Annotated in this window: 19 protein-coding genes; 11 read left to right on the top strand and 8 right to left on the bottom strand. The window is 71.8% G+C overall.

The features are described 5' to 3' along the window. Window positions 1-42: 42 nt before the first annotated feature. The 4 genes from NQU54_RS33555 to NQU54_RS33540 all read right to left on the bottom strand — a co-directional run bounded on the left by NQU54_RS33555 (window position 43) and on the right by NQU54_RS33540 (window position 4,499). The gene (locus NQU54_RS33555) at window positions 43-2,442 is read right to left on the bottom strand and encodes a serine/threonine-protein kinase (protein WP_257634323.1); all 2,400 of its coding nucleotides are present in this window, start codon (window positions 2,440-2,442) and stop codon (window positions 43-45) included. Between the two features lie 22 nt (window positions 2,443-2,464). Continuing rightward, on the bottom strand, window positions 2,465-3,418 hold the full coding sequence (locus NQU54_RS33550) for an oxygenase MpaB family protein (RefSeq protein WP_257634322.1): 954 nt from the start codon (window positions 3,416-3,418) through the stop codon (window positions 2,465-2,467). 225 nt (window positions 3,419-3,643) lie between these two features. Further along, window positions 3,644-4,060, bottom strand: a complete 417-nt coding sequence (locus tag NQU54_RS33545) for a VOC family protein (protein ID WP_069871537.1) — start codon at window positions 4,058-4,060, stop codon at window positions 3,644-3,646. A 10-nt stretch (window positions 4,061-4,070) separates the two neighbouring features. Continuing rightward, window positions 4,071-4,499, bottom strand: coding sequence for a helix-turn-helix transcriptional regulator (locus NQU54_RS33540; RefSeq protein ID WP_069871363.1), 429 nt, complete (start codon window positions 4,497-4,499; stop codon window positions 4,071-4,073). Between the two features lie 122 nt (window positions 4,500-4,621). Here NQU54_RS33540 and NQU54_RS33535 point away from each other — a divergent pair, with 122 nt between their 5' ends. Together NQU54_RS33535 and NQU54_RS33530 are read left to right on the top strand one after the other, a co-directional pair. Next, window positions 4,622-5,032 (top strand): VOC family protein, encoded by a 411-nt coding sequence (locus NQU54_RS33535; RefSeq protein ID WP_257634321.1) that lies wholly within the window; start codon window positions 4,622-4,624, stop codon window positions 5,030-5,032. A 123-nt stretch (window positions 5,033-5,155) separates the two neighbouring features. Next, window positions 5,156-7,549: an ATP-binding cassette domain-containing protein gene (locus NQU54_RS33530; protein ID WP_257634320.1), complete on the top strand. Its 2,394-nt coding sequence runs from the start codon at window positions 5,156-5,158 to the stop codon at window positions 7,547-7,549. A gap of 98 nt (window positions 7,550-7,647) precedes the next feature. On the opposite strand, the gene NQU54_RS33525 is transcribed toward NQU54_RS33530, so the two are convergent. Beyond that, on the bottom strand, window positions 7,648-8,826 hold the full coding sequence (locus NQU54_RS33525; RefSeq protein ID WP_257634319.1) for an acyl-CoA dehydrogenase family protein: 1,179 nt from the start codon (window positions 8,824-8,826) through the stop codon (window positions 7,648-7,650). Between the two features lie 136 nt (window positions 8,827-8,962). After that, window positions 8,963-11,071, bottom strand: coding sequence for a pyridoxamine 5'-phosphate oxidase family protein (locus NQU54_RS33520; protein WP_257634318.1), 2,109 nt, complete (start codon window positions 11,069-11,071; stop codon window positions 8,963-8,965). 142 nt (window positions 11,072-11,213) lie between these two features. Between NQU54_RS33520 and dhaK the strand changes: the two genes are divergently transcribed. The 7 genes from dhaK (at window position 11,214) to NQU54_RS33485 (ending at window position 18,770) form a co-directional block, all read left to right on the top strand. After that, on the top strand, window positions 11,214-12,206 hold the full coding sequence (gene dhaK, locus NQU54_RS33515; protein WP_257634317.1) for a dihydroxyacetone kinase subunit DhaK: 993 nt from the start codon (window positions 11,214-11,216) through the stop codon (window positions 12,204-12,206). A gap of 89 nt (window positions 12,207-12,295) precedes the next feature. Next, on the top strand, window positions 12,296-12,901 hold the full coding sequence (gene dhaL / locus NQU54_RS33510) for a dihydroxyacetone kinase subunit DhaL (protein WP_069871533.1): 606 nt from the start codon (window positions 12,296-12,298) through the stop codon (window positions 12,899-12,901). Then, on the top strand, window positions 12,898-13,314 hold the full coding sequence (dhaM, locus tag NQU54_RS33505; RefSeq protein WP_257634316.1) for a dihydroxyacetone kinase phosphoryl donor subunit DhaM: 417 nt from the start codon (window positions 12,898-12,900) through the stop codon (window positions 13,312-13,314). The genes dhaL and dhaM overlap by 4 nt, the downstream gene beginning before the upstream one ends. Before the next feature lie 636 nt (window positions 13,315-13,950). After that, a complete protein-coding gene (locus NQU54_RS33500; protein WP_069871350.1) occupies window positions 13,951-15,030 on the top strand; it encodes a polyprenyl synthetase family protein in 1,080 nt (359 codons plus the stop codon). Beyond that, on the top strand, window positions 15,027-15,950 hold the full coding sequence (locus NQU54_RS33495; protein ID WP_257634315.1) for a terpene synthase family protein: 924 nt from the start codon (window positions 15,027-15,029) through the stop codon (window positions 15,948-15,950). The genes NQU54_RS33500 and NQU54_RS33495 overlap by 4 nt, the downstream gene beginning before the upstream one ends. Window positions 15,951-15,964: 14 nt before the next feature. Then, complete coding sequence (locus NQU54_RS33490; RefSeq protein WP_257634314.1) at window positions 15,965-17,326, top strand: cytochrome P450; 1,362 nt, start codon at window positions 15,965-15,967, stop codon at window positions 17,324-17,326. 82 nt (window positions 17,327-17,408) lie between these two features. Beyond that, window positions 17,409-18,770, top strand: a complete 1,362-nt coding sequence (locus NQU54_RS33485) for a cytochrome P450 (RefSeq protein WP_257634313.1) — start codon at window positions 17,409-17,411, stop codon at window positions 18,768-18,770. A 176-nt stretch (window positions 18,771-18,946) separates the two neighbouring features. Here NQU54_RS33485 and NQU54_RS33480 read toward each other — a convergent pair whose 3' ends face one another. Further along, window positions 18,947-20,140: a cytochrome P450 family protein gene (locus NQU54_RS33480; RefSeq protein WP_257634312.1), complete on the bottom strand. Its 1,194-nt coding sequence runs from the start codon at window positions 20,138-20,140 to the stop codon at window positions 18,947-18,949. Between the two features lie 123 nt (window positions 20,141-20,263). Between NQU54_RS33480 and NQU54_RS33475 the strand changes: the two genes are divergently transcribed. After that, on the top strand, window positions 20,264-20,944 hold the full coding sequence (locus NQU54_RS33475; RefSeq protein ID WP_257634311.1) for a TetR/AcrR family transcriptional regulator: 681 nt from the start codon (window positions 20,264-20,266) through the stop codon (window positions 20,942-20,944). 252 nt (window positions 20,945-21,196) lie between these two features. Beyond that, window positions 21,197-22,624, top strand: coding sequence for an MFS transporter (locus NQU54_RS33470; protein ID WP_257634310.1), 1,428 nt, complete (start codon window positions 21,197-21,199; stop codon window positions 22,622-22,624). Here NQU54_RS33470 and NQU54_RS33465 read toward each other — a convergent pair. Continuing rightward, window positions 22,618-23,064, bottom strand: a 447-nt coding sequence (locus NQU54_RS33465) for a PucR family transcriptional regulator (RefSeq protein ID WP_257634309.1), incomplete at its 5' end; no start/stop codon positions are given. The genes NQU54_RS33470 and NQU54_RS33465 overlap by 7 nt on opposite strands.

Here is a 23,064-nt window from a genome sequence, read left to right as displayed (position 1 = left end):
TCTGGTTAGCACGCGATGATCGCGGGGGCCAGGCCACGGGGGTCACCCCCGGCGCGTCGGCTGCTCCATGGCCCCGGCCGTCCCGTCCGCGTCGGCCGCCTCGGTCACCTCGTCGGCGTCGGCCTCCTCGGCCACCTCGGTCGCGTCAGCCATCTCAGCCGTCTCAGGCATCTCAGCTGCCTCGCCCGTCTCGGCCCGGTTGTCCAGCCGCTCCCGGCAGTGGGCCTCGTCGCCGCGGCTGACGAGGGTGTCGGGATGGTCCGGGCCCAGGACGCGGACGCGGGCGCGGGTCACCCGGCGGTAGCCGGCCAGCGCGTCGGACCAGCGGCCGAGCCAGCCCAGGGCGACGGCCACTTCACGACGGCTGACCAGGGTGTCCGGATGGTCGGGGCCAAGCACCCGCTCGCGGAGGGCGCACACCGCCCGCGCCTCGACCAGCGCCTCCTGCCAGCGGCCCAGCCGGCCGAGGCTGACGCCGAGGCCGTGCCGGGCGCGCAGGGTCTCCGGATCGGCCGGGCCATGGGCGCGGGTGCGGTCCTCGACAAGGGCACGGTAGACCGCGAGGGCCTCCGCGCCCCGGTCCAGCCGCCCCAGGCCGACGCCGATCTCATAGCGGGCGGCGAGGGTGTCGGGGTGGCCGGGGCCGAGGGTGCGGGCGCGGGCGGCGGCCACCTCGCGGAAGATGCCCAGGGCCTCGCCCCAGCGGTCGAGGCGGCCGAGGGCGTACCCCACCTCGTGGCGGGTGACCAGCGTGTCGGGGTGATCGGGGCCCAGCACCCGGGCGCGGGCGGCGGCCACCCCCTCGGCCATGCGGTACGCCTCCTTCAGGTGCCCCAGACAGCCCAGGTTGAAGGCGAGGTTGTGACGGCAGCGCAGGGTGTCGGGGTGGTCGGCGCCCATGGTGCGCTCGCGTTCGGCGAGCACGGCCGTGTAGAGGCGCTGGGCCTCGGTGAAGCGGCCGAGGCGGCCCAGGGTGAACGCGGTCTCCTGGCGGGCGGCGAGGGTGTCCGGATGGTCGGGGCCAAGGACGCGCCGGCGGCCCGCCGCGACCCGCTCGTACTCGCGCAGCGCGTCGCCGGGGCGGCCCAGGACCCCGAGGGCGAAGGCGATCTCGTAGCGGCTGGCGAGGGTGTCGGGGTGGTCGGCGCCCAGGGCGCGCTCGCGTTCGGCGGCCACCGCCCGGTGTGTTTCCACCGCCTCCGCCCAGCGGCCCAGCCACCCGAGATCCAGCCCGGCGCGGTGCCGCTCGGCGAGCCGGGCCCGCGCCCCGGGCGGGGGTGGCAGAGCGGGGCGCGCGGTGGCGCGGCCCCCGGTCCAGACGCCGGTGAGCGCGGCCGCCGCGTCGGGCGGGGTCGCCGCGTCGGGCGGGGTCGCCGCGTCGGGCGGGGTCGCCGAGAGCAGCCCCACGCCGCCGGTGTACGCCTTGGACCCGGTGGTCATCTGCCGGGCCCAGGCCGGGAGGCGGGGAGCCGACGGCCCCGCGGTCAGGAGGCGAGCCAGCGGTCCGGCGGCCGGAGGGCGCGGAGCCGGCGGTCCGGCGGCCGGGAGCGCGCCGCGCGGTGCGGGGAGCGTCGGCGCCGTCGGCCCCCGGGACACCCGCGCCGGGGCGATCCGCTCGGCGAACTCGGCGGCGTCGCGCGGTCGGTCCTCCGGGGTCTTGGCCAGCAGATCGAGCACGGCGCGCTCGAACCGCTCGGGGAGTCCGTGCCGGTGGCGGCGCGGCGGGACGGGCGGGGTGTGACGGTGGCCGACGAGCACCGCCCATGTGTCGTCCAGGGCGAACGGCGGCGCCCCCGTGGCCAGTTCGTAGAGCACACAGCCCAGGGAGTACAGATCGCTGCGGTGGTCGACCGGGCTGCCCGCGATCTGCTCGGGCGACATGTAGTGCGGGGTGCCCATGGCGACGCCGGTGCCGGTGAGCCGGGAGGTGAAGCCGACGTCGTGGGCAAGGCGGGCGATGCCGAAGTCGCACAGCTTCACGGTGCCGTCGGTGAGCCGCATGATGTTGGCCGGCTTCAGATCGCGGTGCACCACGCCCTGGTCATGGGTGTAGGCGAGGGCGGCGGCGACCTGCTCCGCGATGTCCAGCACCTCGGGGACCGGCAGCGGCCGGCGCTCGGTGCCGTCCAGCAGCTGGCTGAGATTACGGCCCTCCAGCAGCTCCATGACCAGGTAGAGCACACCTTCGTGCTCGCCGAAGTCATGCACCACGGTGACCCCGCGGTGCTGGAGCGCGGCGGCCACCCGCGCTTCCCGGCGGAAGCGCTCCCGCACCACCCCGGTGAAGGCGGGGTCGTGCCGCGACCCCAGGGGCTTGAGGCATTTGACGGCGACACGGCGGCCGAGTGACTCGTCGCGCGCCCGCCACACCTCGCCCATGCCCCCGCGCCCGATCCGGTCCAGCAGCCGGTACCGGTCCTGGATCAGCCTGATGTCCGCCATGCTCCCCCTGCCTTGGCGGAAGTCAGCTCCCGCCGCCCCCGTGGAGACCGGCCGCGTGCGGCAACGCCCCCGTCGCATCCCCGCTGCCCAGTATGGCCGCGTTCCTGCGGAGTTTGTAGGGCGAGGGGCGGCTGCCCGGGCCGAGCCGTTCCACCGCCCGCAGGATGTGCTTCGGCGGAAGCTGCCAACGGGCCTTGGGCGGGATGCAGCGCAGCGCCCTGCCCATCGCCCGCAGTCGGCGGGTGACCACTTGGGGGGCGGGCGCGGGGCGCCCGTACAGCTCGTGGGCGTACGGGGGCAGGGATCCATAGGCAAGCGCGGCGAAGCGCCCCCAGATCACCTCGCGCGCCGGGACGAGCAGGGCATGGACCGGCGGCCGCCGCAGAAAGGCGTCCACCTCGCGCGCCTCGGGGGTGTCGGCGAGTTCGGGGCGCACCTTCTCGAAGTACGCGGCGAGCTCCGCCGTATCGGCCGGTACCTCGGCGGGGTCGAGACCGACCAGCCGGGCGGACACCACGTTCTCGGCGACATAGGCGTCCGCCTGCGCGTCGGTGAGCGGATAGCCGGAGCGCCGCATCACATGCAGGTAGGAGTCGATTTCGGCGCAGTGCACCCACAGCAGCAGTTCGGGCTCGTCGACGCCGTGCCGGACACCGGTGACGGGGTCGGTCAGGGAGAGCCTGCGGTGAATGCCCCGGACCTGGGCGCCCGCCCGCTCGGCCGCCTCTGTGGTGCCGTAGGTGATGGTGGCGACGAACCGCGCGGTGCGCAGCAGCCTTCCCCAGGCGTCCTTGCGGAAGTCGGAGTTCTGGGTGACGCCGCGCACCGCGAGCGGATGCAGGGCCTGGAGGTACAGGGCGCGCACCCCCGCGATCCACATCACCGGGTCGCCATGCATCTGCCAGGTGACCGACCGGGGGCCGTAGAGCCCCGGGTCCGCCTCCGATCCGCCCAGCCGCCGTATGGCCACCACCATGGCCACCACCTCCCGACGGCCAGCCTAAGCGGATCGGCGGACGTCGGCCGCGGTTCGGTGGCACCCCGAAGGCGCGGGGGGCTGCGATCGATATGCGGCTCCGCCGCGCGGCGCGGCCGGCCACGACGGCGCCGCGGACGATCGGCGGCAGGTCAGGGCACTTCCAGCGGAGCGCTCAGGCTCCGTCGGGCCCCTGAGCGGGACACCGTGCAGCCCGTGCGGGGCTCACTTCGCGAGGGGCTGGGTGAACCGCAAGAGGTTTCCGGCGGGGTCGCGGAACGCGCAGTCGCGGACGCCGTAAGGCTGGTCCATGGGCTCCTGGAGCACCTCGCCGCCCGCGGCGCTGATGCGCTCGAAGGTGGCGTCGCAGTCGTCCGTCGCGAAGATGACTCCGCGCAACATGCCCTTGGCCATCAGCTCGGCCATGGCCTGTCTGTCGGCCGGGGAGGCGTTCGGGTCGGCGAGAGGCGGCTCCAGGACGATGTTCACATCCGGCTGCGAGGGCGACCCGACGGTCACCCAGCGCATCCCCTCGAACCCCACGTCGTTGCGGACCTCGAGGCCGAGCACATCGCGGTAGAAGGGGATCGCCTTGTCGTGGTCGTCGACGGCGATGAAACATTGGGAGAGCGTGATGTCCATGCCGCTCACGCTACGGCCGGGCGGCGGGACGCGCTTCTCCGTTCCTGACCGGCCGCGTGTGGATCTTGGCCATGCACGCCGGGATGGCGGCGCCATGGTCATGGCTCCGGGCCCGGTAGCTGCTCGGGCTCTCGCCGACCAGCTGTGTGAAGCGCGAGCTGAACGACCCCAGCGAGGTACAGCCCACCGCGATGCAGACCTCGGTCACCGAGAGGTCGCCGCGCCGCAGCAGCGCCTTGGCCCGCTCGATGCGGCGGGTCATGAGGTAGCTGTACGGCGTCTCGCCGAAGGCGGCGCGGAAGCTGCGGGAGAAATGGCCGGGCGACATCAGGGCGCCCCGCGCCAGCGCCGGGACGTCGAGCGGCTCGGCGTAGTCGCGGTCCATCCGGTCGCGGGCCCGCCGCAGCCGGACGAGGTCATCGAGATCCTGCCGTTTCACCCGCTCAGCTTCCCACAGCGCCCAGGGGCGCGGACGAGGGGCGGCGACCGGGAGCGAGAGGCGACCGGACCGGTCAGGAATGGAGAAGCCCCGGTCAGAAGGGCGCGGCTAGCGTGACCGCCATGGACCTCACCATTCACTGGACCTTCCTTCCGCATGACGACCCGGACGCCTCCCTGGCCTGCTACCGCGACACCCTCGGCTTCGAGATCCGTAAGGACGTCGGGTACGACGGAATGCGCTGGCTCACGGTCGGCCCCGCCGGCCGGCCCGGAACCTCCATCGTCCTGGAGCCTCCGGCCCTCGACCCCGGCATCACCGACGACGAGCGCCGCACCATCGTGGAGATGATGGCCAAGGGCAGCTACGCCCGCCTCACCCTGGCCACCGCCGACCTCGACGGCGTCTTCGCCCGGGTGCGGAGCAGCGGCGCCGAGGTCGTCCAGGAGCCGACCGAGCAGCCGTACGGGATTCGCGACTGCGCCTTCCGCGACCCCGCGGGCAACATGATCCGCATCAACGAGCTGCGCTGAGCCCTCCTGCGACGGCGGCCACGACCCGCGAACCGGACGTATTGTTCGAAGCCGGCCAGGTCGAGCCAGGCGACACCGGCGGGGACCGCGAAGACGGTCCCCGCCCGAACAGATGGAGACACGATGAGCATGGCCACGGAGACGGGCACGCGGTCGCCTGCGCCCCACGCCGCCGACAGCCACGATCTGATCCGCGTGCACGGCGCGCGCGAGAACAACCTCAAGGACGTCAGCATCGAGATCCCGAAGCGCCGGCTGACGGTGTTCACCGGCGTCTCGGGCTCGGGCAAGAGCTCGCTGGTGTTCAACACGATCGCCGCGGAGTCACAGCGGCTGATCAACGAGACCTACAGCACCTTTGTGCAGGGCTTCATGCCGACGCTGGCGCGGCCCGAGGTCGATGTGCTCGAGGGGCTGACCACCGCGATCATCGTGGACCAGCAGCGGATGGGTGCCGATCCCCGCTCCACGGTCGGCACCGCCACCGACGCCAACGCGATGCTGCGCATCCTCTTCAGCCGGCTCGGCGAGCCGCATATCGGCCCGCCCGGCGCGTACTCCTTCAACACCGCCTCGGTCTCCGCGAGCGGTGGGTTCACGGTCGACCGCGGCGCCGAGAAGACCAGGACCGAGAAGGTGTCCTTCAGCCGCACCGGTGGCATGTGCACGCACTGCGAGGGCCGGGGCACGGTCTCCGACATCGACCTCACCCAGCTCTACGACGACTCCAAGTCGCTCTCCGAGGGTCCGTTCACCATCCCCACCTACACCGGGGACGGCTGGGTCGTGCGGGTCATCACCGAGTCGGGCTTCTTCGACAGGGACAAGCCGATCCGTGAGTACACCAAGAAGGAGCGGCACGACTTCCTCCACCGCGAGCCCACCAAGGTGAAGATCAACGGCGTCAACCTCACCTATGAGGGGCTGATCCCGAAGCTCCAGAAGACCTTCCTCGCCAAGGACCGCGAGTCGATGCAGCCGCATATCCGGGCGTTCGTGGACCGGGCGGTCACCTTCGCCCGGTGTCCCGAATGCGACGGCACCCGGCTGAGCGAGCCGGCCCGGTCCTCCCGGATCGGCAAGGTCAGCATCGCCGACGCCTGCGCGATGGAGATCCGCGACCTGAGCGAATGGATCCGTGGGCTGGACGAGCCGTCGGTGGCGCCGCTGCTCGCCAAGCTCCAGCACACCATGGACTCGTTCGTGGAGATCGGCCTCGGCTACCTCTCGCTCGACCGGGCCTCGGGCACGCTCTCCGGCGGCGAGGCGCAGCGCGTCAAGATGATCCGCCACCTGGGCTCCTCGCTCACCGACGCCACCTACGTCTTCGACGAGCCCACCACGGGTCTGCACCCCCATGACATCCAGCGGATGAACAACCTGCTGCTGCGGCTGCGGGACAAGGGCAACACGGTGCTCGTGGTGGAGCACAAACCGGAGACGATCGCCATCGCCGACCATGTGGTGGACCTCGGACCCGGCGCCGGTACGGCGGGCGGCGCCGTCTGTTTCGAGGGGACCGTCGAGGGGCTGCGCAACAGCGACACCGTCACCGGCCGCCACCTCGACGACCGGGCGGTGCTCAAGGAGACGGTGCGTAAGGCCACCGGCACGCTGGAGATCCGCGGCGCGACGGCGAACAACCTGCGTGATGTCGACGTGGACGTTCCGCTCGGCGTGCTCTGTGTGGTCACCGGTGTCGCCGGCTCCGGCAAGAGCTCGCTCATCCACGGTTCCATCCCGGTCCCGGAGGGTGTGGTCTCGGTGGACCAGACCCCGATCCGCGGCTCGCGGCGGAGCAACCCGGCCACGTACACCGGGCTGCTCGACCCGATCCGCAAGGCGTTCGCCAAGGCCAACGGCGTCAAACCGGCGCTGTTCAGCGCCAACTCCGAGGGCGCCTGCCCCACCTGCAACGGCGCCGGCGTCATCTACACCGACCTGGCGATCATGCAGAGCACCGCCACCACCTGCGAGGAGTGCGACGGTCGGCGATTCGACGCGTCGGTGCTCGAGTACCACCTCGGCGGCCTTGACATCAGCGAGGTGCTCGCGATGTCGGTGGTCGAGGCCGAGGAGTTCTTCGGCGGCGGTGCGGCGCGCACACCGGCCGCCCACAGGATCCTCCAGCGGATGGCGGACGTCGGGCTCGGCTATCTCCGCCTCGGCCAGCCGCTCACCACGCTGTCCGGCGGTGAGCGGCAGCGGCTCAAGCTGGCCGTGCACATGGCCGACAAGGGCGGTGTCTACATCCTCGACGAGCCGACCACCGGGCTGCACCTCGCCGACGTGCAGCAACTGCTCGGGCTGCTCGACCGGCTGGTCGACTCCGGCAAGTCGGTCATCGTCATCGAGCACCACCAGGCCGTCATGGCACACGCCGACTGGATCATCGACCTCGGCCCCGGCGCGGGCCACGAGGGCGGCGAGGTCGTCTTCGAGGGCACACCCGCCGACCTCGCCGCCGACCGCTCCACCCTCACCGGCGAGCACCTGGCGGAGTACGTCGGCGGCTGACCGGGGCGTCGGCGGCCGACCGGGGGCGCCCTGCCTGACCGGGGCGGCCCGCGCCGGCGCCTGACCGGTGCCCTCGCGGGAAGCGCCGTCGCGGCGGCTCAGCGGCGCACCCGTGGCATCCCCAGGCCGATCCAGGAGATGATCTCCCGCTGGACCTCGTTGTTGCCGCCGCCGAAGGTGAAGACGACGCTGCTGCGGTAGCCGCGCTCCAGCTCACCGTGGAGGACCTCGCCCGCCGAGCCCTCCTTCAGCGGTCCGGCGGCACCGACGATCTCCATCAGCCAGGCGTAGGCGTCGCGGCGCGCCTCCGAGCCGTACACCTTGACGGCGGAGGCGTCCTGCGGGGTGAGGGCGTCGCGCTGGAGGGCCTCCACCATCTGCCAGTTGAGCAGCTTCATGGCGTCCAGCCGGGCGTGCGTACGGGCCAGCCGGCCGCGCACCCAGCCCAGGTCGATCACCCGGCGGCCGTCGGGGAGCTTGGTGTCGGCGGCCCACTGGCGGACGCCGCGCAGGGCGCGGATGGCCATGGTGCCGTGGGCGGCGAGGGTGACCCGCTCGTAGTTGAGCTGGGTGGTGATCATGCGCCAGCCCTCGTTCTCGGCGCCGACGCGGCGGGTGGCCGGGACGCGGATGTTCTCGTAGTAGCTGGCGGTGGTGTCGTGCGAGGCGAGGGTCCTGATGAGGGTGGCGGAGTAGCCGGGGTCGCCGGTCGGGACGAGCAGGATGCTGATGCCCTTGTGGGGTTTGGCCTCCGGGTCGGTGCGGACCGCGAGCCAGACCCAGTCGGCGGTGTCGCCGTTGGTCGTCCAGGTCTTCTGACCGTTGATGATGTAGTCGTCGCCGTCGCGCACCGCGCGGGTCTTGAGCGAGGCGAGGTCGGTACCGGCGTCGGGCTCGCTGTAGCCGATGGCGAAGTCGATCTCACCGGAGAGGACCTTGGGGAGGAAGTACCCCTTCTGCTCCTCGGTGCCGAACCGCATGATCGTGGGCCCGACCGTGTTGAGCGCCATCAGCGGCAGCGGCACCCCGGCCTGGGCCGCCTCGTCGAAGAAGATGAACTGCTCGACCGGGCCGAGCCCGCGCCCGCCGTACTCCTGTGGCCAGCCCACCCCCAGCCAGCCGTCCGAGCCGAGCCGGCGGATGGTCGCGCGGTAGAACCGCTTCTGCCCGGTGGAATCGGCGTAGCGGGCGTAGGCGTCGTCGGGGACCAGTTCGGCGAAGTACGCGCGCAGCTCATCGCGCAACCGCCGCTGATCAGGGGTGTATTCGAGGTCCACGGCCCCTCCTGGAGTCTCGCGTGCGCCGTGACGGCGGGCTGGGAGCGTCCTGGGATCGAGGGGCACGGTAGAACGTGTTCCAACAATACGGAAGGGCCGTGGACCGGGCCCGTCGACCCGGTCCACGGCCCGGGCCTCAGCCCTCCACCCGCGGCGGGCTGTCGTCGGAGCCGCGCCGCACCACCTGTACCGGCCGGCCGGGGCGCCAGGTCCGCAGCACCATCTCCCCGTTCTCCGAGGCCGTGTGCACCACCTCGGTCACCTCGGTGCGGAAGAGGTGGAAGGGCTCGGGCGGCCGGACCGCCTCGGCGAAGCGGGCGACCGCCTCGGGGTCGGTCACCTCGACCGCCCGGCCGCTCACCCGTACGTCTCCCTCGGTCAGCCCGTCCCCCGGGCCGGGGTTGGCCTGCACCGAGAACCGCGGGTCGCGGCGCAGGTCCAGCGCCTTGCGCGAGTCCGGCATCATGCCCAGCCACAGCTCACCGGAGAGGAAGGTCACTTCGAGCGGGGTCACCCGCGGGGAGCCGTCCTGGCGGAGGGTGGCGAGCACATGGTGGCGGTAGCGCCGGAAGCGGTCCTGGGCGTAGCCGGCGAAGGTGGGCTCGGCCGCCTCGAATCCGGCCCAGCTGGTGGTCGGGTAGGTCGTCGTCATGGCGCCCATGCTCGCGCCGTTTCCGGACGTCTCCTGTCGGGATTTCGCGGCTTCCCACTCCCGCGCCTGGTCCGGGGGCAGATACGCGTTCCACTCGGTGCCCGGCAGCGGATAGCCCACCCAGGTGCGGGCGTAGGACGGGGGCCGGGCCTGGCCGCGCCGCAGCAGCAGCGCGGTGGGTTCACGGGCGGCGCGCCGCAGCAGCGAGGGCAGGGTGGTGGACCGGTTGTTCCCGCTGGTCTGGGCGGAGGAGCAGCCCGCGTGGTACGCGATGGGCAGGGCGCGGTCGCCGGTCACCAGACAGGGCGGCCGCAGCCCCAGCCGCTGAAGCCCCTGCGCGGCGGTGCGGTAGCGCCCGGTGGTGGTGTCGGACTGCTTCGCGGTGTGGTCGAGGATGACGAACTGGCTGGCCAGATGGAGCGTGACGATCACCCCGAGGGCCACCGCCAGATGCTGCGGTGAGCGCGCGGCCCGTACGGCGCGGAACACCAGCCCGGCGATCGGCAGCGCCAGCAAGGCGTAGGAGGGCATCAGGAAGCGGGGTGCGGAGTAGTCGATGAGCAGCAGATAGGGCAGGGCGAGTGCGGCCGCGCAGACGATGGGCAGCAGGGTCAGCGGCACGGCGGGGGGCCGGGCGGCCGGGCGGCCGAGGCCCACCCGCACCCGGCGCAGCTCCTGGCGGTCGCGCAGGGCGGCGTGTACGGCGAGGAGGGTCAGCACGGGCAGCGCCAGCCACCACACGGTCAGCTCCGGGTGGCGCAGCGGCACCTCGCAGGGGCGGCACAGCTGGGGTCCGTTGAGGCTGCGCAGCGCGGCGCCCACGCTGAAGTGGAGCCCCATACCGCCCTCGACATGGCTGGAGACGTTCAGCCGCCCCCCGATGCCACCGAAGCGGTCGTACGCCTCGCCGATCCACTGGGCGGCGCCGAGCAGCGGTCCGCCGATCAGCGCGGGCAGGGCGGGGCGCCAGGTGCGCACCCCGATGGCGCCGATCAGCAGCGGCAGGGCGAGCCATCCCCCGTCGGGGGTGCGCACCAGGGTGACGCCCGCGAGGACGGCGGCCAGCCACCAGCGGGCGTTGGGCTCGTCCGGTGCGCGGAGGAACCAGCCGACGGCGGCGACGGCGCCGATGGCCACCCAGAGGTTGGGCATCACCGCGGGCCCGCTGATCTGGGTGATCCACAGCCCGGAGAAGAGCAGCGCGGCCAGGGCGACCTGGGGCGGGGGCAGCAGCCGGGTCCAGACCCGGAAGGCGCCGTAGAGCGCGCCCGCGGACAGCAGCATGAGCAGGACGCGCAGCACCGGAATGGAGTCGGTCGCGGCGACCACGGGCGCGACCAGGAGACTGACGCCGCGCGAGCGGGGTGCGCTGAAGTACGCGGGCGGGGTGCGCGGATCGACCTGGGAGACGTACACGGACTCGTCCCAGCCGAGCGCGTGACCGGTGTGCGGGATCACCATGGCGAGCTGGACCACGGCGTATCCGATGGCGACCAGGCCGAGCCAGGGAGCCGGTCGACGGTACCGCCGCGGCTGGCGGGGCTGGGGGCGCGGGGGCAGCACGGCGGCCGCCGATGCGGCAGTATTCTCCATGCGCGCACCATATGATGCCTATGTACCTTTTTCGTCCTATTAGGCCATTCGGCTCAGTGTCCAAGGGGTGCCATTGACGTGACGGATCCGTAGGCTGTTGCAGCGGTGCACAGCCCCCATCCGGCGGAGGACGGACACACCCATGAAAATGCTCATCAACGTCCCCGAGACCGTGGTCGCCGACGCGCTGCGCGGACTGGCCGCCTGCCACCCCGAGCTGACCGTCGACATCGAGAACCGGGTGATCGTCCGGCGGGACGCGCCGGTCGAGGGCAAGGTGGCACTGATCTCCGGTGGCGGGTCGGGACACGAACCGCTGCACGGCGGTTTCGTGGGGCCCGGCATGCTCGACGCCGCCTGTCCCGGCGAGGTGTTCACCTCCCCCGTACCGGATCAGATGGTGCGCGCGGCGGCCGCGGTGGACAGCGGCAAGGGCGTGCTGTTCATCGTCAAGAACTACACGGGCGACGTACTCAACTTCGACATGGCCGCCGAGCTCGCCGAGGACGAGGGCATCCAGGTCGCCAAGGTCCTGGTCAACGATGACGCGGCGGTCACCGACAGCCTCTACACGGCCGGCCGGCGCGGCACCGGCGCCACCCTGTTCGTGGAGAAGATCGCGGGCGCGGCGGCCGACGAGGGCGCGCCGCTGGAGCGGGTGGAGTCGATCGCCCGGCGGGTGAACGAGCTCTCGCGGAGCTTCGGCGTCGCGCTCAGCGCCTGCTCCACCCCGGCCAAGGGCGGCCCCACCTTCGATCTGCCCGCCGGGGAGCTGGAGTTGGGCGTGGGCATCCACGGCGAGCCGGGGCGTGAGCGGCGGGCGATGATGACCTCCCTCGAGATCGCCGACTACGCGGTGGAGGTGGTGGTCGAGGACCTGCGCCCGGACAATCCGGTGCTGCTGCTGGTCAACGGCATGGGGGCGACCCCGCAGCTGGAGCTGTACGGCTTCGCCGCCGAGGTGCACCGGGCGCTCGGCGAGCGGCAGGTGGCGGTGGCGCGTACGCTCGTCGGCAACTACGTCACATCACTCGACATGGCGGGCGCCTCGATCACGCTGTGCCAGGTCGACGAGGACCTCCTGCGGCTGTGGGACGCGCCCGTGCGGACCGCCGGGCTGCGCTGGGGCGCCTGAGGCCGGGCGGCCCACGATACGTACCCTGTCGCCGTTGGCTACTCCCCGAGGAGGCGTCTGTGTCCAGCAGTGAACCCGCCGTCGACGACGTGCTCGACACCCCTTTCTTCCTCCGATGGCTCACCGCCGCGGCCGCGTCCGTGAGCCGTGAGGCGGCCCGTCTCACCGATCTGGACTCCGCGATCGGCGACGCCGACCACGGCACCAACATGCAGCGCGGCTTCGCCGCCGTGGCCGAGGCGCTGGAGAAGGAGCCCCCGGGCTCGCCCGGGGCCACGCTCATCCTGGCCGGGCGCCAGCTGATCTCCAAGGTGGGCGGGGCCTCCGGACCGCTGTACGGCACGCTGCTGCGGCGCGCGGGCAAGGCGCTCGGCGACGCCGAGCGGATCACCCCGCAGCAGCTGGCGGACGCGCTGCGGGCCGGGGTGGACGCGGTGGCGCAGCTCGGCGGTGCCGCGCCCGGCGACAAGACGATGCTGGACGCGCTGCTCCCCGCCGTCGAGGCGCTGGGCGCGGGCGCCGGGTCGTTCGCGGCCGCGGGCGAGGCCGCCGAGAAGGGGGCGCTGGCCACCGTGCCGATGCTGGCCCGCAAGGGCCGGGCCAGCTATCTGGGTGAGCGCAGCGTCGGCCACCAGGACCCGGGCGCCACCTCGTCGGCGCTGCTCATCGCGGCGCTCGCGGAGGCGGCGCGATGACCGACGAGAGCGAGAAGAAGCTGGTCGGCATAGTCCTGGTGTCGCACAGCGCGGCGGTGGCCGACTCGGTGGCCGAGATGGCGAAGGGGCTGTCCGGCGGTGGCACCGCGCCGGTGCGCGCCGCGGGCGGCACCGAGGACGGCGGGTTCGGCACCAGTCCCGAGCTCATAGCGGAGGCGGCCCACGCGGTCGACCGGGGCGCAGGAGTGGCGGTCCTGGTGGACCTGGGCAGCGCGGTCCTGGCCGTCAAGGCACTGCTGGCCGAGGGCGACGAACTGCCGGAGGGCACCCGGCTGGTGGACGCGCCGCTCGTGGAGGGCGCGGTCGCGGCGCTCGTCACCGCCTCCACCGGGGCGGATGTGGAGGCGGTGCTCCAGGCGGCCTCGGAGGCGTACGACTACCGCAAGGTGTGATACCGACGCGCTATTGAACGGGCCCCGCCGAGTGAAGGCGGGGCCCGTTCAGCTTTCAACGAAATCACCGCGCGCATATTGCGCGGCGGCGTATTTCCCTGACACTCGGCGCGTACGGGGCGGGTTGCCCGGTTTCGGACCGCACCGGGCACGGCGACAGCACCCCGGACCCCCGCCCGCCAAGTGATAGGCGCGATAGCAGAACGGGCTTCCGAATCCGTCGATCTTGCGTCTAGACTGCTCATGTCCGAGTGGGGGGACCGGCGGCACTCAGGGGGAATAAGTGGACGTAATTGAGTGTACCCGCGCGCACCTGGCATCCATCGAAACGATGATGTCCACGCGGGTGCCGCGCCCGCCGGGACCCCATTGCGGCCCGGCCCGGATTCCATGCGCGGAAATGACCCGACCGCGCCTGCCCCATGGCTCCCTGAGCGTCTGAACTACGCGCGCCCATCGCGGCGCGTTCGGCACTTCGGCCATGGGGCGGCGGTAGTGCCCTGCGTCCGCCTTCATGGTGCCGTACTCAGCACGATCGGCAATCCATCTTTTCCATACAAAGCAGGGGTTTCCGCGTTCCTGTTTTTTCTCGTTAATCAACGGATTTCGACATTTCGACGTGGAGGAGTCAGTCGCATGACCACACCCACGCTCAGCCCCGGCCGCTTGGATGCGGATACCGTCCGTGAGTCGGTGGACGTCGTACTCGAAGACTTTCTGGCGGCCAAGGCCCGCACCACACCGCAACACCATCTGCCGTATCTCTCCGGGCTGCTCCGGGATTTCCTGTCCGGCGGAAAACGCATACGCCCCCTGTTGTGTGTCACCGGCTGGCAGGCCGTCGGCAACGGGGAGGACACCGAGGCGGTGTTCCGGGTGGCCGCCTGCCTGGAGATGTTCCACGCCTTCGCGCTGATTCACGACGATGTCATGGACGACAGCGACACCCGCCGCGGCCGGCCGACCATCCATCGCACCCTGGCCGCGCTGTGCGCCGCCGACCGCAGGCCCGATCAGATCGAGCGGTTCGGGGTCGGCGGGGCGGTGCTGCTCGGCGACCTCGCACTCACCTGGTCGGACGAGCTCCTGCACTCGGCCGGCCTCACCCCCGCCCAATTCAACGCCGTACTGCCGCTGCTGTCGGAGATGCGCACCGAGGTGATGCTGGGCCAGTACCTCGATCTCCAGGCCACCGGGGAACTGACCGACGACATCGAGGCCACCCTCACCGTCATCCGGTACAAGACCGCCAAGTACACCATCGAGCGTCCGCTGCACGTCGGAGCCGCCATCGCGGGCGCCGGCCCGGACGCCATGGAGGCGATCAGCGCCTACGCCCTGCCACTGGGCGAGGCGTTCCAGCTGCGCGACGATCTGCTGGGCGTGTACGGCGATCCGGAGTCGACCGGCAAGTCCCAGCTGGACGATCTGCGGGCCGGGAAGAACACCACCCTGATCGCGCTCGCCCTGCGCGGCTCCGACAGCGTCCAGGCGGCGCGGCTGCGCAGCCTCATCGGCAATCCGCTGCTGGACGAGCGGGACGCCGCGACCGTTCAGGAGATCTTCGCCGCCACCACCGCCCGGGAGGCCGTCGAGCAGATGATCGACGACCGCCGGACGCAGGCCCTGCGGGCCCTCGACGACGCCCCATTCACCGCGGACGCGGTCCACGCGCTCAAGCAGATCGCCCGCATGGCCACTGTGAGGAACTCATGACGACCGGACCTTCCACGGCCGGGGCCCAGGACATCAGCCGGACCAGCGTCCGCCCGTACCTGGAGGAGTGCACCCGACGCTTCCAGGAGATGTTCGACCGCTACGTCGTCACCCGGCCCACCAAAGTCGAATTGACCGACGCCGAACTGCGCGAGGTCATAGACGACTGCAACGCGGCGGTGGCCCCCCTCGGCAAATCGGTTTCCGATGAGCGCTGGATCTCCTATGTGGGGGTGGTGCTCTGGTCCCAGAGCCCCCGCCATATCAAGGACATGGAGGCGTTCAAGGCCGTCTGCGTCCTGAACTGCGCGACCTTCGTATGGGACGACATGGATCCCGCGCTGCACGACTTCGATCTCTTCCTGCCCCAGCTGCGCAAGATCTGCGAGAAATACTACGGCCCCGGGGACGCGGAGGTCGCGTACGAGGCGGCGCGCGCCTTCGTCACCAGCGACCACATGTTCCGCGACTCGCCCATCAAGGCGGCGCTGTGCACCACGTCCCCGGAGCAGTATTTCCGTTTCCGGGTCACGGACATCGGTGTCGACTTCTGGATGAAGATGTCGTATCCGATCTACCGGCATCCGGAGTTCACCGAACACGCCAAGACAAGCCTGGCCGCACGGATGACCACCCGCGGACTCACCATCGTCAACGACTTCTACTCCTATGACCGCGAGGTCTCCCTGGGACAGATCACCAACTGTTTCCGGCTCTGCGATGTGAGCGACGAGACGGCGTTCAAGGAGTTCTTCCAGGCCCGCCTCGACGACATGATCGAGGACATCGAGTGCATCAAGGCGTTCGACCAGCTGACGCAGGACGTCTTCCTCGATCTGATCTACGGCAACTTCGTCTGGACCACCAGCAACAAGCGCTACAAGACGGCCGTCAACGACGTCAACTCCCGCATCCGGTGAGGGAACGGGGAACCGTGACTCCCGCGAAGAGCTCCGCACAGCCGGAGCGCTCCTGGACCACCGGCACGGCGCCCGGCTCGGTGCCGCTGCTGGGGCACACCCTGGCGCTCTGGCGCCAACCGCTCCAGTTCCTGGCCTCCCTGCCCGCCCACGGCGATCTGGTGGAGGTCAGGCTGGGCCCCAGCCGCGCCTATCTGGTCTGCCATCCGGAGCTGGTGCGCCATGTGCTGCTCAACCCCCGTACGTTCGACAAGGGCGGGGTCTTCGACAAGGCGCGGCAGTTGCTCGGGAACAGCCTCTCGGTCTCCCGGGGCGAGGAACACCGCCACCAGCGGCGGATGATCCAGCCCGCGTTCCACACCCCGAAGATCTCCGCCTACACCGCCGCGGTCGCCGATGACACCCGCGCCGCGATCGGCTCCTGGGAGCCGGGGCGGACCCTGGACATCAGCGACACCATGCACGCCCTGCTGATGCGGGTCGCCGCGCGGACCCTGTTCTCCACCGGGATCGACGAGGCGACGATCGACGAGGCGCGCCACTGTCTGCGCACCGTCTCGGACGGCATCTACAAACGCACCATGGCGCCCTTGGGGATCATGGAGAAGCTCCCGACGCCGGGCAACCGGCGCTACGACCGGGCCAACGCCCGGCTGCGGCAGATCGTGGACGAGATGATCCGCGACCGGCGGCGCTCCGGCACCGACCACGGCGATCTGCTCTCCACGCTGCTGCGCGCCGAACACCCCGAGACCGGGAGGGGATTGGACGACGGCGAGGTCCTGGACCAGGTGGTCACCTTCCTGGTCGCCGGGAGCGAGACCACCGCCTCCACCCTCGCCTTCGTCTTCCATCTCCTGGGTGCCCACCCGGAGGTGGAGAAGCGGGTGCACGCCGAGATCGACGAGGTCCTCGAGGGTCGCGTCGCCACCTTCGAGGACCTGCCGTCCCTGGAGTACACCCGCGGGGTCATCACCGAGTCGCTGCGGCTGTACCCGCCGTCCTGGATGGCGATGCGGGTCACGGCGGCCGAGACCGAACTCGGCGGCCGGACGATCCCGGCGGGCACGATGATCCTCTACAGCGCCCAGGCGCTGCACCACAACCCCGAACTGTTCCCCGACCCCGAGCGGTTCGACCCCGAGCGCTGGCTCCCCGACCGCGCCGAGGAGGTGCCGCGCGGGGCGCTGCTCCCGTTCGGCGCGGGCAGCCACAAGTGCATCGGGGACGTCCTGGCGCTGACCGAGACCGCCCTCATCGTGGCGACGATCGCGAGCCGGTGGCGTCTTCGCCCGGTGCCCGGGACCACCTTGCGCCCCGAGCCGAAGGCGACGCTCGAACCCGGCCCGCTGCCCATGGTGTGCGAGCCGCGCTGACACCGTCCGGTCCGGGGGCCGCCCCGGACCGGACGCCCCGTACCTTCCGTACCCCACCTCGCGAATGAAGGACATCTTCCGCATGAGGACCGCGCAGCACCCGGCGACGCGCCACTGGCGGCACGCCCTCGCCCCCGGCGGGCTTCCGCTGGCCGGCCATGCCCTGCTCATGGGCCGCAAGCCGCTTCAGTTCCTGGCCTCCCTGCCCGCCCACGGCGATCTGGTCGAGCTCCGGCTGGGGCCCCGGCCCGTCTTTCTGCCCTGTCATCCGGAGCTGGTCCAGCAGGTGCTGGTGAACGCGCGGATCTACGACACCGGCGGACCGGTGAAGGAGAAGGCGAAGCCCATCCTGGGCAACGGCCTGATCACCTCCGACTGGGCGGACCACCGCCGGCAGCGCCGACTGGTGCAGCCCGCCTTCCAGGCCGCCCGGATCGCCAAGTACGCCGAGGTGATGGAGGAGGCGTGCGCGGCCGAGTCGACGGCGTGGTCGGCGCGGCGGCCCATCGACGTCAGCCATGAGATGCTCGCGCTCACCGCGCGGGTGACGGCCCGTGCGCTCTTCTCGACCGATATGGCGCCGCACGCCGTGGCCGAGATCCAGCACTGTCTGCCCATCGTCGTGGAGGGCGCCTACCGGCAGGCGATCGACCCCACCGGGCTGCTGGCCAGGCTTCCGCTCGCGGCGAACCGGCGCTTCGACGACGCGCTCCGCCGGCTCAACCAGCTCATCGACCGCATGATCGACGACTACAAGGCGGCGGACGACGGCGACCGCGGCGATGTGCTCTCCGCCCTCTTCGCCGCACAGGACGACGAGACCGGCGGCACGATGTCGGACCAGGAGATCCACGACCAGGTCATGACCCTGCTGCTGGCCGGGATCGAGACCACCGCCTCCGCGCTGACCTGGACCTGGTTCCTGCTCGGCCGCAACCCCCGGGCCGAGGCCGCGCTGCACGCCGAGGTGGACGAGGTGCTGGGCGGGCGGGCCCCGGTCTACGCCGACGTCCCCCGGCTCGCCCACACCCAGCGGGTGTTCAGCGAGGCGCTGCGGCTCTTCCCGCCCGCCTGGCTCTTCACCCGGACCACCACCGAGGCCACCGAGCTCGGCGGGCGGCGGCTGCCCCCCGCGTCGGACGTGCTGATCAGCCCGTATGTGATGCACCGCGATCCCGCGCTGTTCCCCGACCCGGAGTCCTTCGACCCCGACCGCTGGCTCCCCGAGCGTGCCAAGGACGTGGCACGGAACTCATATCTGCCGTTCGGCGGCGGCAGCCGCAAGTGCATCGGCGACGTCTTCGGTATGACGGAGGCGACGCTGGCCCTGGCCGCGATCGCGGGCCGCTGGCGGATGCGCCCGATTCCGGGGACGAAGATCCGGCCAAGGCCGCAGATGAGCCTCACCGCCGGTCCCCTGCGGATGATTCCGGAACCACGCTGACCGCCCTGCCCCACGGACCGCGGTGGTCGGCCACCGCGGTCCGTCGAGTCCGTCGGGTTGCCGGGGTCCATCAGGTTGCCGGAGTCCGCCGGGTTGCAGGGGTCCATCAGGTTGCCGGGGTCCGGCGGGCGTGCACGGCCGCGGCCGGCCAGGGCGCACGTCCCGTGGGCGGGAACTCAGGCGTCCGGGGCGGTGGAGAAACGTACCGGCAGGCGCCGCAGGCCGCGCAGCATCAGGCTGGGCCGCCAGGCGAGTTCGGCCGGATCGCCGTCCAGGGCGAGATCGGGGCAGCGCTCCAGCAGGGCCCGGAAGGCGACGGCCCCTTCGAGCCGGGCCAACGGGGCGCCCAGGCAATGGTGCACGCCGTGCCCGAAGGCGAGATGGCCGCGCGACGAGCGCCGGATGTCGAAACGGTCCGGCTCGGCGAAGCGCCGGGGGTCACGCGACCCGGCGGCCAGGGCGACCGCGACCGGCTCCCCGGCCGCGATGGCCGTACCGGCGATCTCCACCGGCTCCCGGGTGAAACGGAACGCGGCGCTCTCCACCGGGCCGTCGTAGCGCAGCATCTCCTCGATCGCGCCCTCCAGCAGCGACCAGTCGGCGCGCAGCGCGGCCAGTTGCCCGGGGTGGCGGAGCAGGGCGAGGGTGCCGCTGGAGATCAGGTTGGCGGAGGTCTCGTAGCCGGCGACCAGCAGCACGAACGTCATGCCGAGCATCTCCTCGGCGGAGAGCGCGTCGCCGTCCCCCTCCATCGTGCGGACCAGGGCGCTGAGCAGCTCGTCGCCTGGGGCCCTGCGCTTGGACTCGATGAGCTCCGCGAAGTAGCCCGTCAGGGCCTGGGCGGCGGCACCTGCGGTCTCCGGGCAGGTCAGGTCGGTGCTCTCCAGATACCAGTCGTGGAACGCCTTACGGTCCGTCTCCGGCACACCCAGCAGCTCGCAGATGACGGCCAGGGGCAGCGGCAGCGCGTAGTCCTCGACGAGATCCGCGCGGCCCAGCGGGACCATGGCGTCCAGGAGTTCGTCCGCGATCCGCTGGACGCGGGGGCGCAGGGCCTCGATCCGCCCCGGGGTGAACGTGCGGGCCACCAGCCCCCGCAGCCGGGTGTGGTGCGGCGGGTCGGTCTGCACCATGTTCCGTCCGATGGCATTGCCGCCGTCGTCCTGCCACGCGGCCGAGTGACGTACGTCATTGCTCAGCCGGGGATCGGTCAGCGCGGCGCGGGCCTCTTCATGGCCGACGACGAGCCAGAACACACCGGAGGCGTCCGTGCGCACCCGGTGGACCGGGCCCCGTTCCCGCAGTCGCGCATAGACCGGATACGGGTTGACGACGAAATCCGCGCCGAGCGCGGACAGATCCTGGGGCATGTGATCCCCTCAGTCGGTTGACGGCTTCCCCCGAAGCCAGAACCGGGGATCGTTCCCCGTTCTGTCGATGATCTTAACACCTAACCGGAGAGATTCCCCCGGTTAGTGTTAGGGTTGCGGGCCATGGGCAGCCGTGTGGAGAAAGAGACACCATTGCGCCGAGACGCGCGGCGCAATCGCGAGATGCTGATAACCGCCGCCCGGGAGATCTACACGGATCAGGGGGTGGACGCCCCGCTCGACGACATCGCCCGTCGGGCCGGAGTCGGCAGCGCCACCCTCTACCGGCGGTTCGCCGGCCGGGCGGAACTCATCGAGGCGGTTTTCGGCGATTCCCTTCGGGACATTCTGCGGGCAGCGGAGGAGGCCCGCTCGGCGGTCGACGCCTGGGTCGGTCTGACGGCCTATCTTGAGCGCATCTTCGGGCTGCTCGCCGCCGACCGGGGCACCAACGATCTGATGACCACCGGTATACAGGGCGTCCCCTCGCTCGACGCGCTCCGTAAGGAGAACGCGAAGACACTCGACGTCCTCCTGCGCCGCGCCCAGGAACAGGGCGCGGTCCGGAAGGACGCCACCGCGGAGGACCTTCAGTTCATGCTGGCCGCACTCGGCCGCGCGGTCCCCGGCTCGACGGTCGCCGCGCCGCTGGCCTGGCGCCGCTATCTGTTCCTGCTGCTGGACGGGTTGCGCCCCGAGGGGTCCCATCCGCTCCCTGCCCCCTCGCTCACCGCGGAGCAGCTCAACGCCGCCATGCTCCAGCTCGGCAAGGTGCGGCGGCCGCGCGCGGGGCGCGCCGACTAGGCGGGGTCCGGGAGCGCCTGCTCTCCGGGAGCGCCTCCTGCTCCGGGAGCGCCTGCTCTCCGGGAGCGCGGGCCGGAGGACGTCGTCCGGGCGGTCCGATGTGGAGGCGCCGGGGCGAGGGTCCGGGCGAGGCACCTCACCACAGTGGCCGGGCGAAGTATGTCGCCCGCCTACATATCCGAGCCGAAGAGCGCATTTCTACGGTGTGGCAACACAAAACCGTCCCCGCACCCCGCTCGGAAGTGGTGACCCATGCCCACCCCGGATTCCCCGGCCTCCGCTCCCCCGACCCCACCCGGTTCGCTGCGCCGTATCGTCGCCGCGAGCCTCATCGGCACCACCATCGAGTGGTACGACTTCTTCCTCTACGGCTCGGCCGCCGCGCTCGTCTTCAACAAGCTCTTCTTCCCGGACTCCGATCCGCTCGTCGGCACGCTGCTCTCGTTCCTGACGTACGCGGTCGGCTTCGCCGCCCGGCCGGTCGGCGCCCTGGTCTTCGGCCACTACGGCGACCGGCTCGGCCGTAAGAAGCTGCTGATCCTGAGTCTGCTGATGATGGGCGGCGCGACCTGCGCCATCGGGCTGCTGCCCACCCACGCCACGGTCGGTTCGGCGGCACCCGTACTGCTCACCGCGCTGCGTCTGCTCCAGGGGTTCGCGCTGGGCGGCGAATGGGGCGGGGCGGTGCTGCTGGTGTCGGAGCACGGGGACGCGCGGCGGCGCGGGTTCTGGGCGTCCTGGCCGCAGACCGGCGCCCCGGCGGGGCAGCTGCTGGCCACCGGGGTGCTCTCCGCGCTGACCGCCCTGCTCTCCGACAGCGCCTTCGAGTCATGGGGATGGCGGGTGCCGTTCCTGCTCTCGGGCGTGCTGGTGGTGGTCGGCTTGTGGATTCGTCTCTCTGTCGATGAATCGCCGGTGTTCAAGGCGGCGCTGGCCCGGGCCGAGGCCCGTAAGGCGGCCACGGACGGCGGCGCGGACGCCGCCGAGAAGATGCCGCTGGTGGCGGTCCTGCGCCACCACTGGCGGGATGTGCTGATCGCCATGGGCGCGCGGATGGCCGAGAACATCGGCTACTACGTCATCACCGCCTTCGTCCTCGTCTACGCGACCTCCGACCATGTGGGCCTCGGCAAGCAGACCGCGCTCAACGCCGTACTGATCGCCTCGGCCGTGCACTTCGCGGTCATCCCGGCCTGGGGCGCGCTGTCGGACCGGATCGGGCGCCGCCCGGTGTATCTCCTGGGCGCGGCGGGTGTGGGCGCGTGGGCCTTCCCCTTCTTCCTCCTCATCGACACCAAGGGCTTCCCGGCCCTGCTGCTCGCCGTGACGGTCGGGCTGATCTTCCACGGGGCGATGTACGCGCCCCAGGCGGCGTTCTTCTCCGAGATGTTCGCGACCCGGATGCGGTATTCGGGGGCGTCGATCGGTGCGCAGTTCTCGTCCGTCGCGGCCGGTGCGCCCGCCCCGCTGATCGCCACCGCGCTCCTGGCCGACTACGACAGCGCCACCCCGATCGCCCTCTATGTGATCGCGGCGGCCCTGCTCACCCTGGTGGCCGTGGGCGTCGCCAAGGAGACCCGGGACCGCGATCTGGCCGCCGTGGAACCGACCTCGGCCCCCTCCCCGCGTCCGGCGTCGGAGGGAGCGGGGCGCAAGGCCCGTTCGGCCTCGGCTCAATAGCCTACGGTCGAGGCCAGTCGGTGCAGCCGCAGGGCGAGCTGGATCTCCAGGGAGCGGGCGGGCGACTGCCAGTCGGGGCCGAGCAGCCGCCCGATCCGCTCCAGCCGCTGCGCCACCGTGTTGACGTGCACGTGGAGGGCGTCCTTCGTACGGGCCGGACTCATCCCACCGGCGAAGTACGCGTCGAGCGTGCGGATCAGTTCGGTGCCGCGCCGCTCGTCGTAGTCGATGACCGCGCCCACGGTGCGGTGCACGAAGTCCTGGACGCCGGTGCCGGCCGGGGCGCCCTCGCGGGTACCGGCCAGCAGCAGACCGAGGAAGCCGAAGTCCTCGGCGGCGGCGCCCTGTCCGGCCCGGTCCAGCACCCGCAGGGCGGCCAGACAGCGCCGCGCCTCGGCATAGCCCGCGGCGACGTCCCCCGGCCGCGCGGCGGGCGCCGG

The sequence above is a fragment of the Streptomyces malaysiensis subsp. samsunensis genome (assembly GCF_024519315.1).
Classification (GTDB): domain Bacteria; phylum Actinomycetota; class Actinomycetes; order Streptomycetales; family Streptomycetaceae; genus Streptomyces; species Streptomyces malaysiensis.
This window is presented reverse-complemented; position numbering and strand designations above follow the sequence as displayed.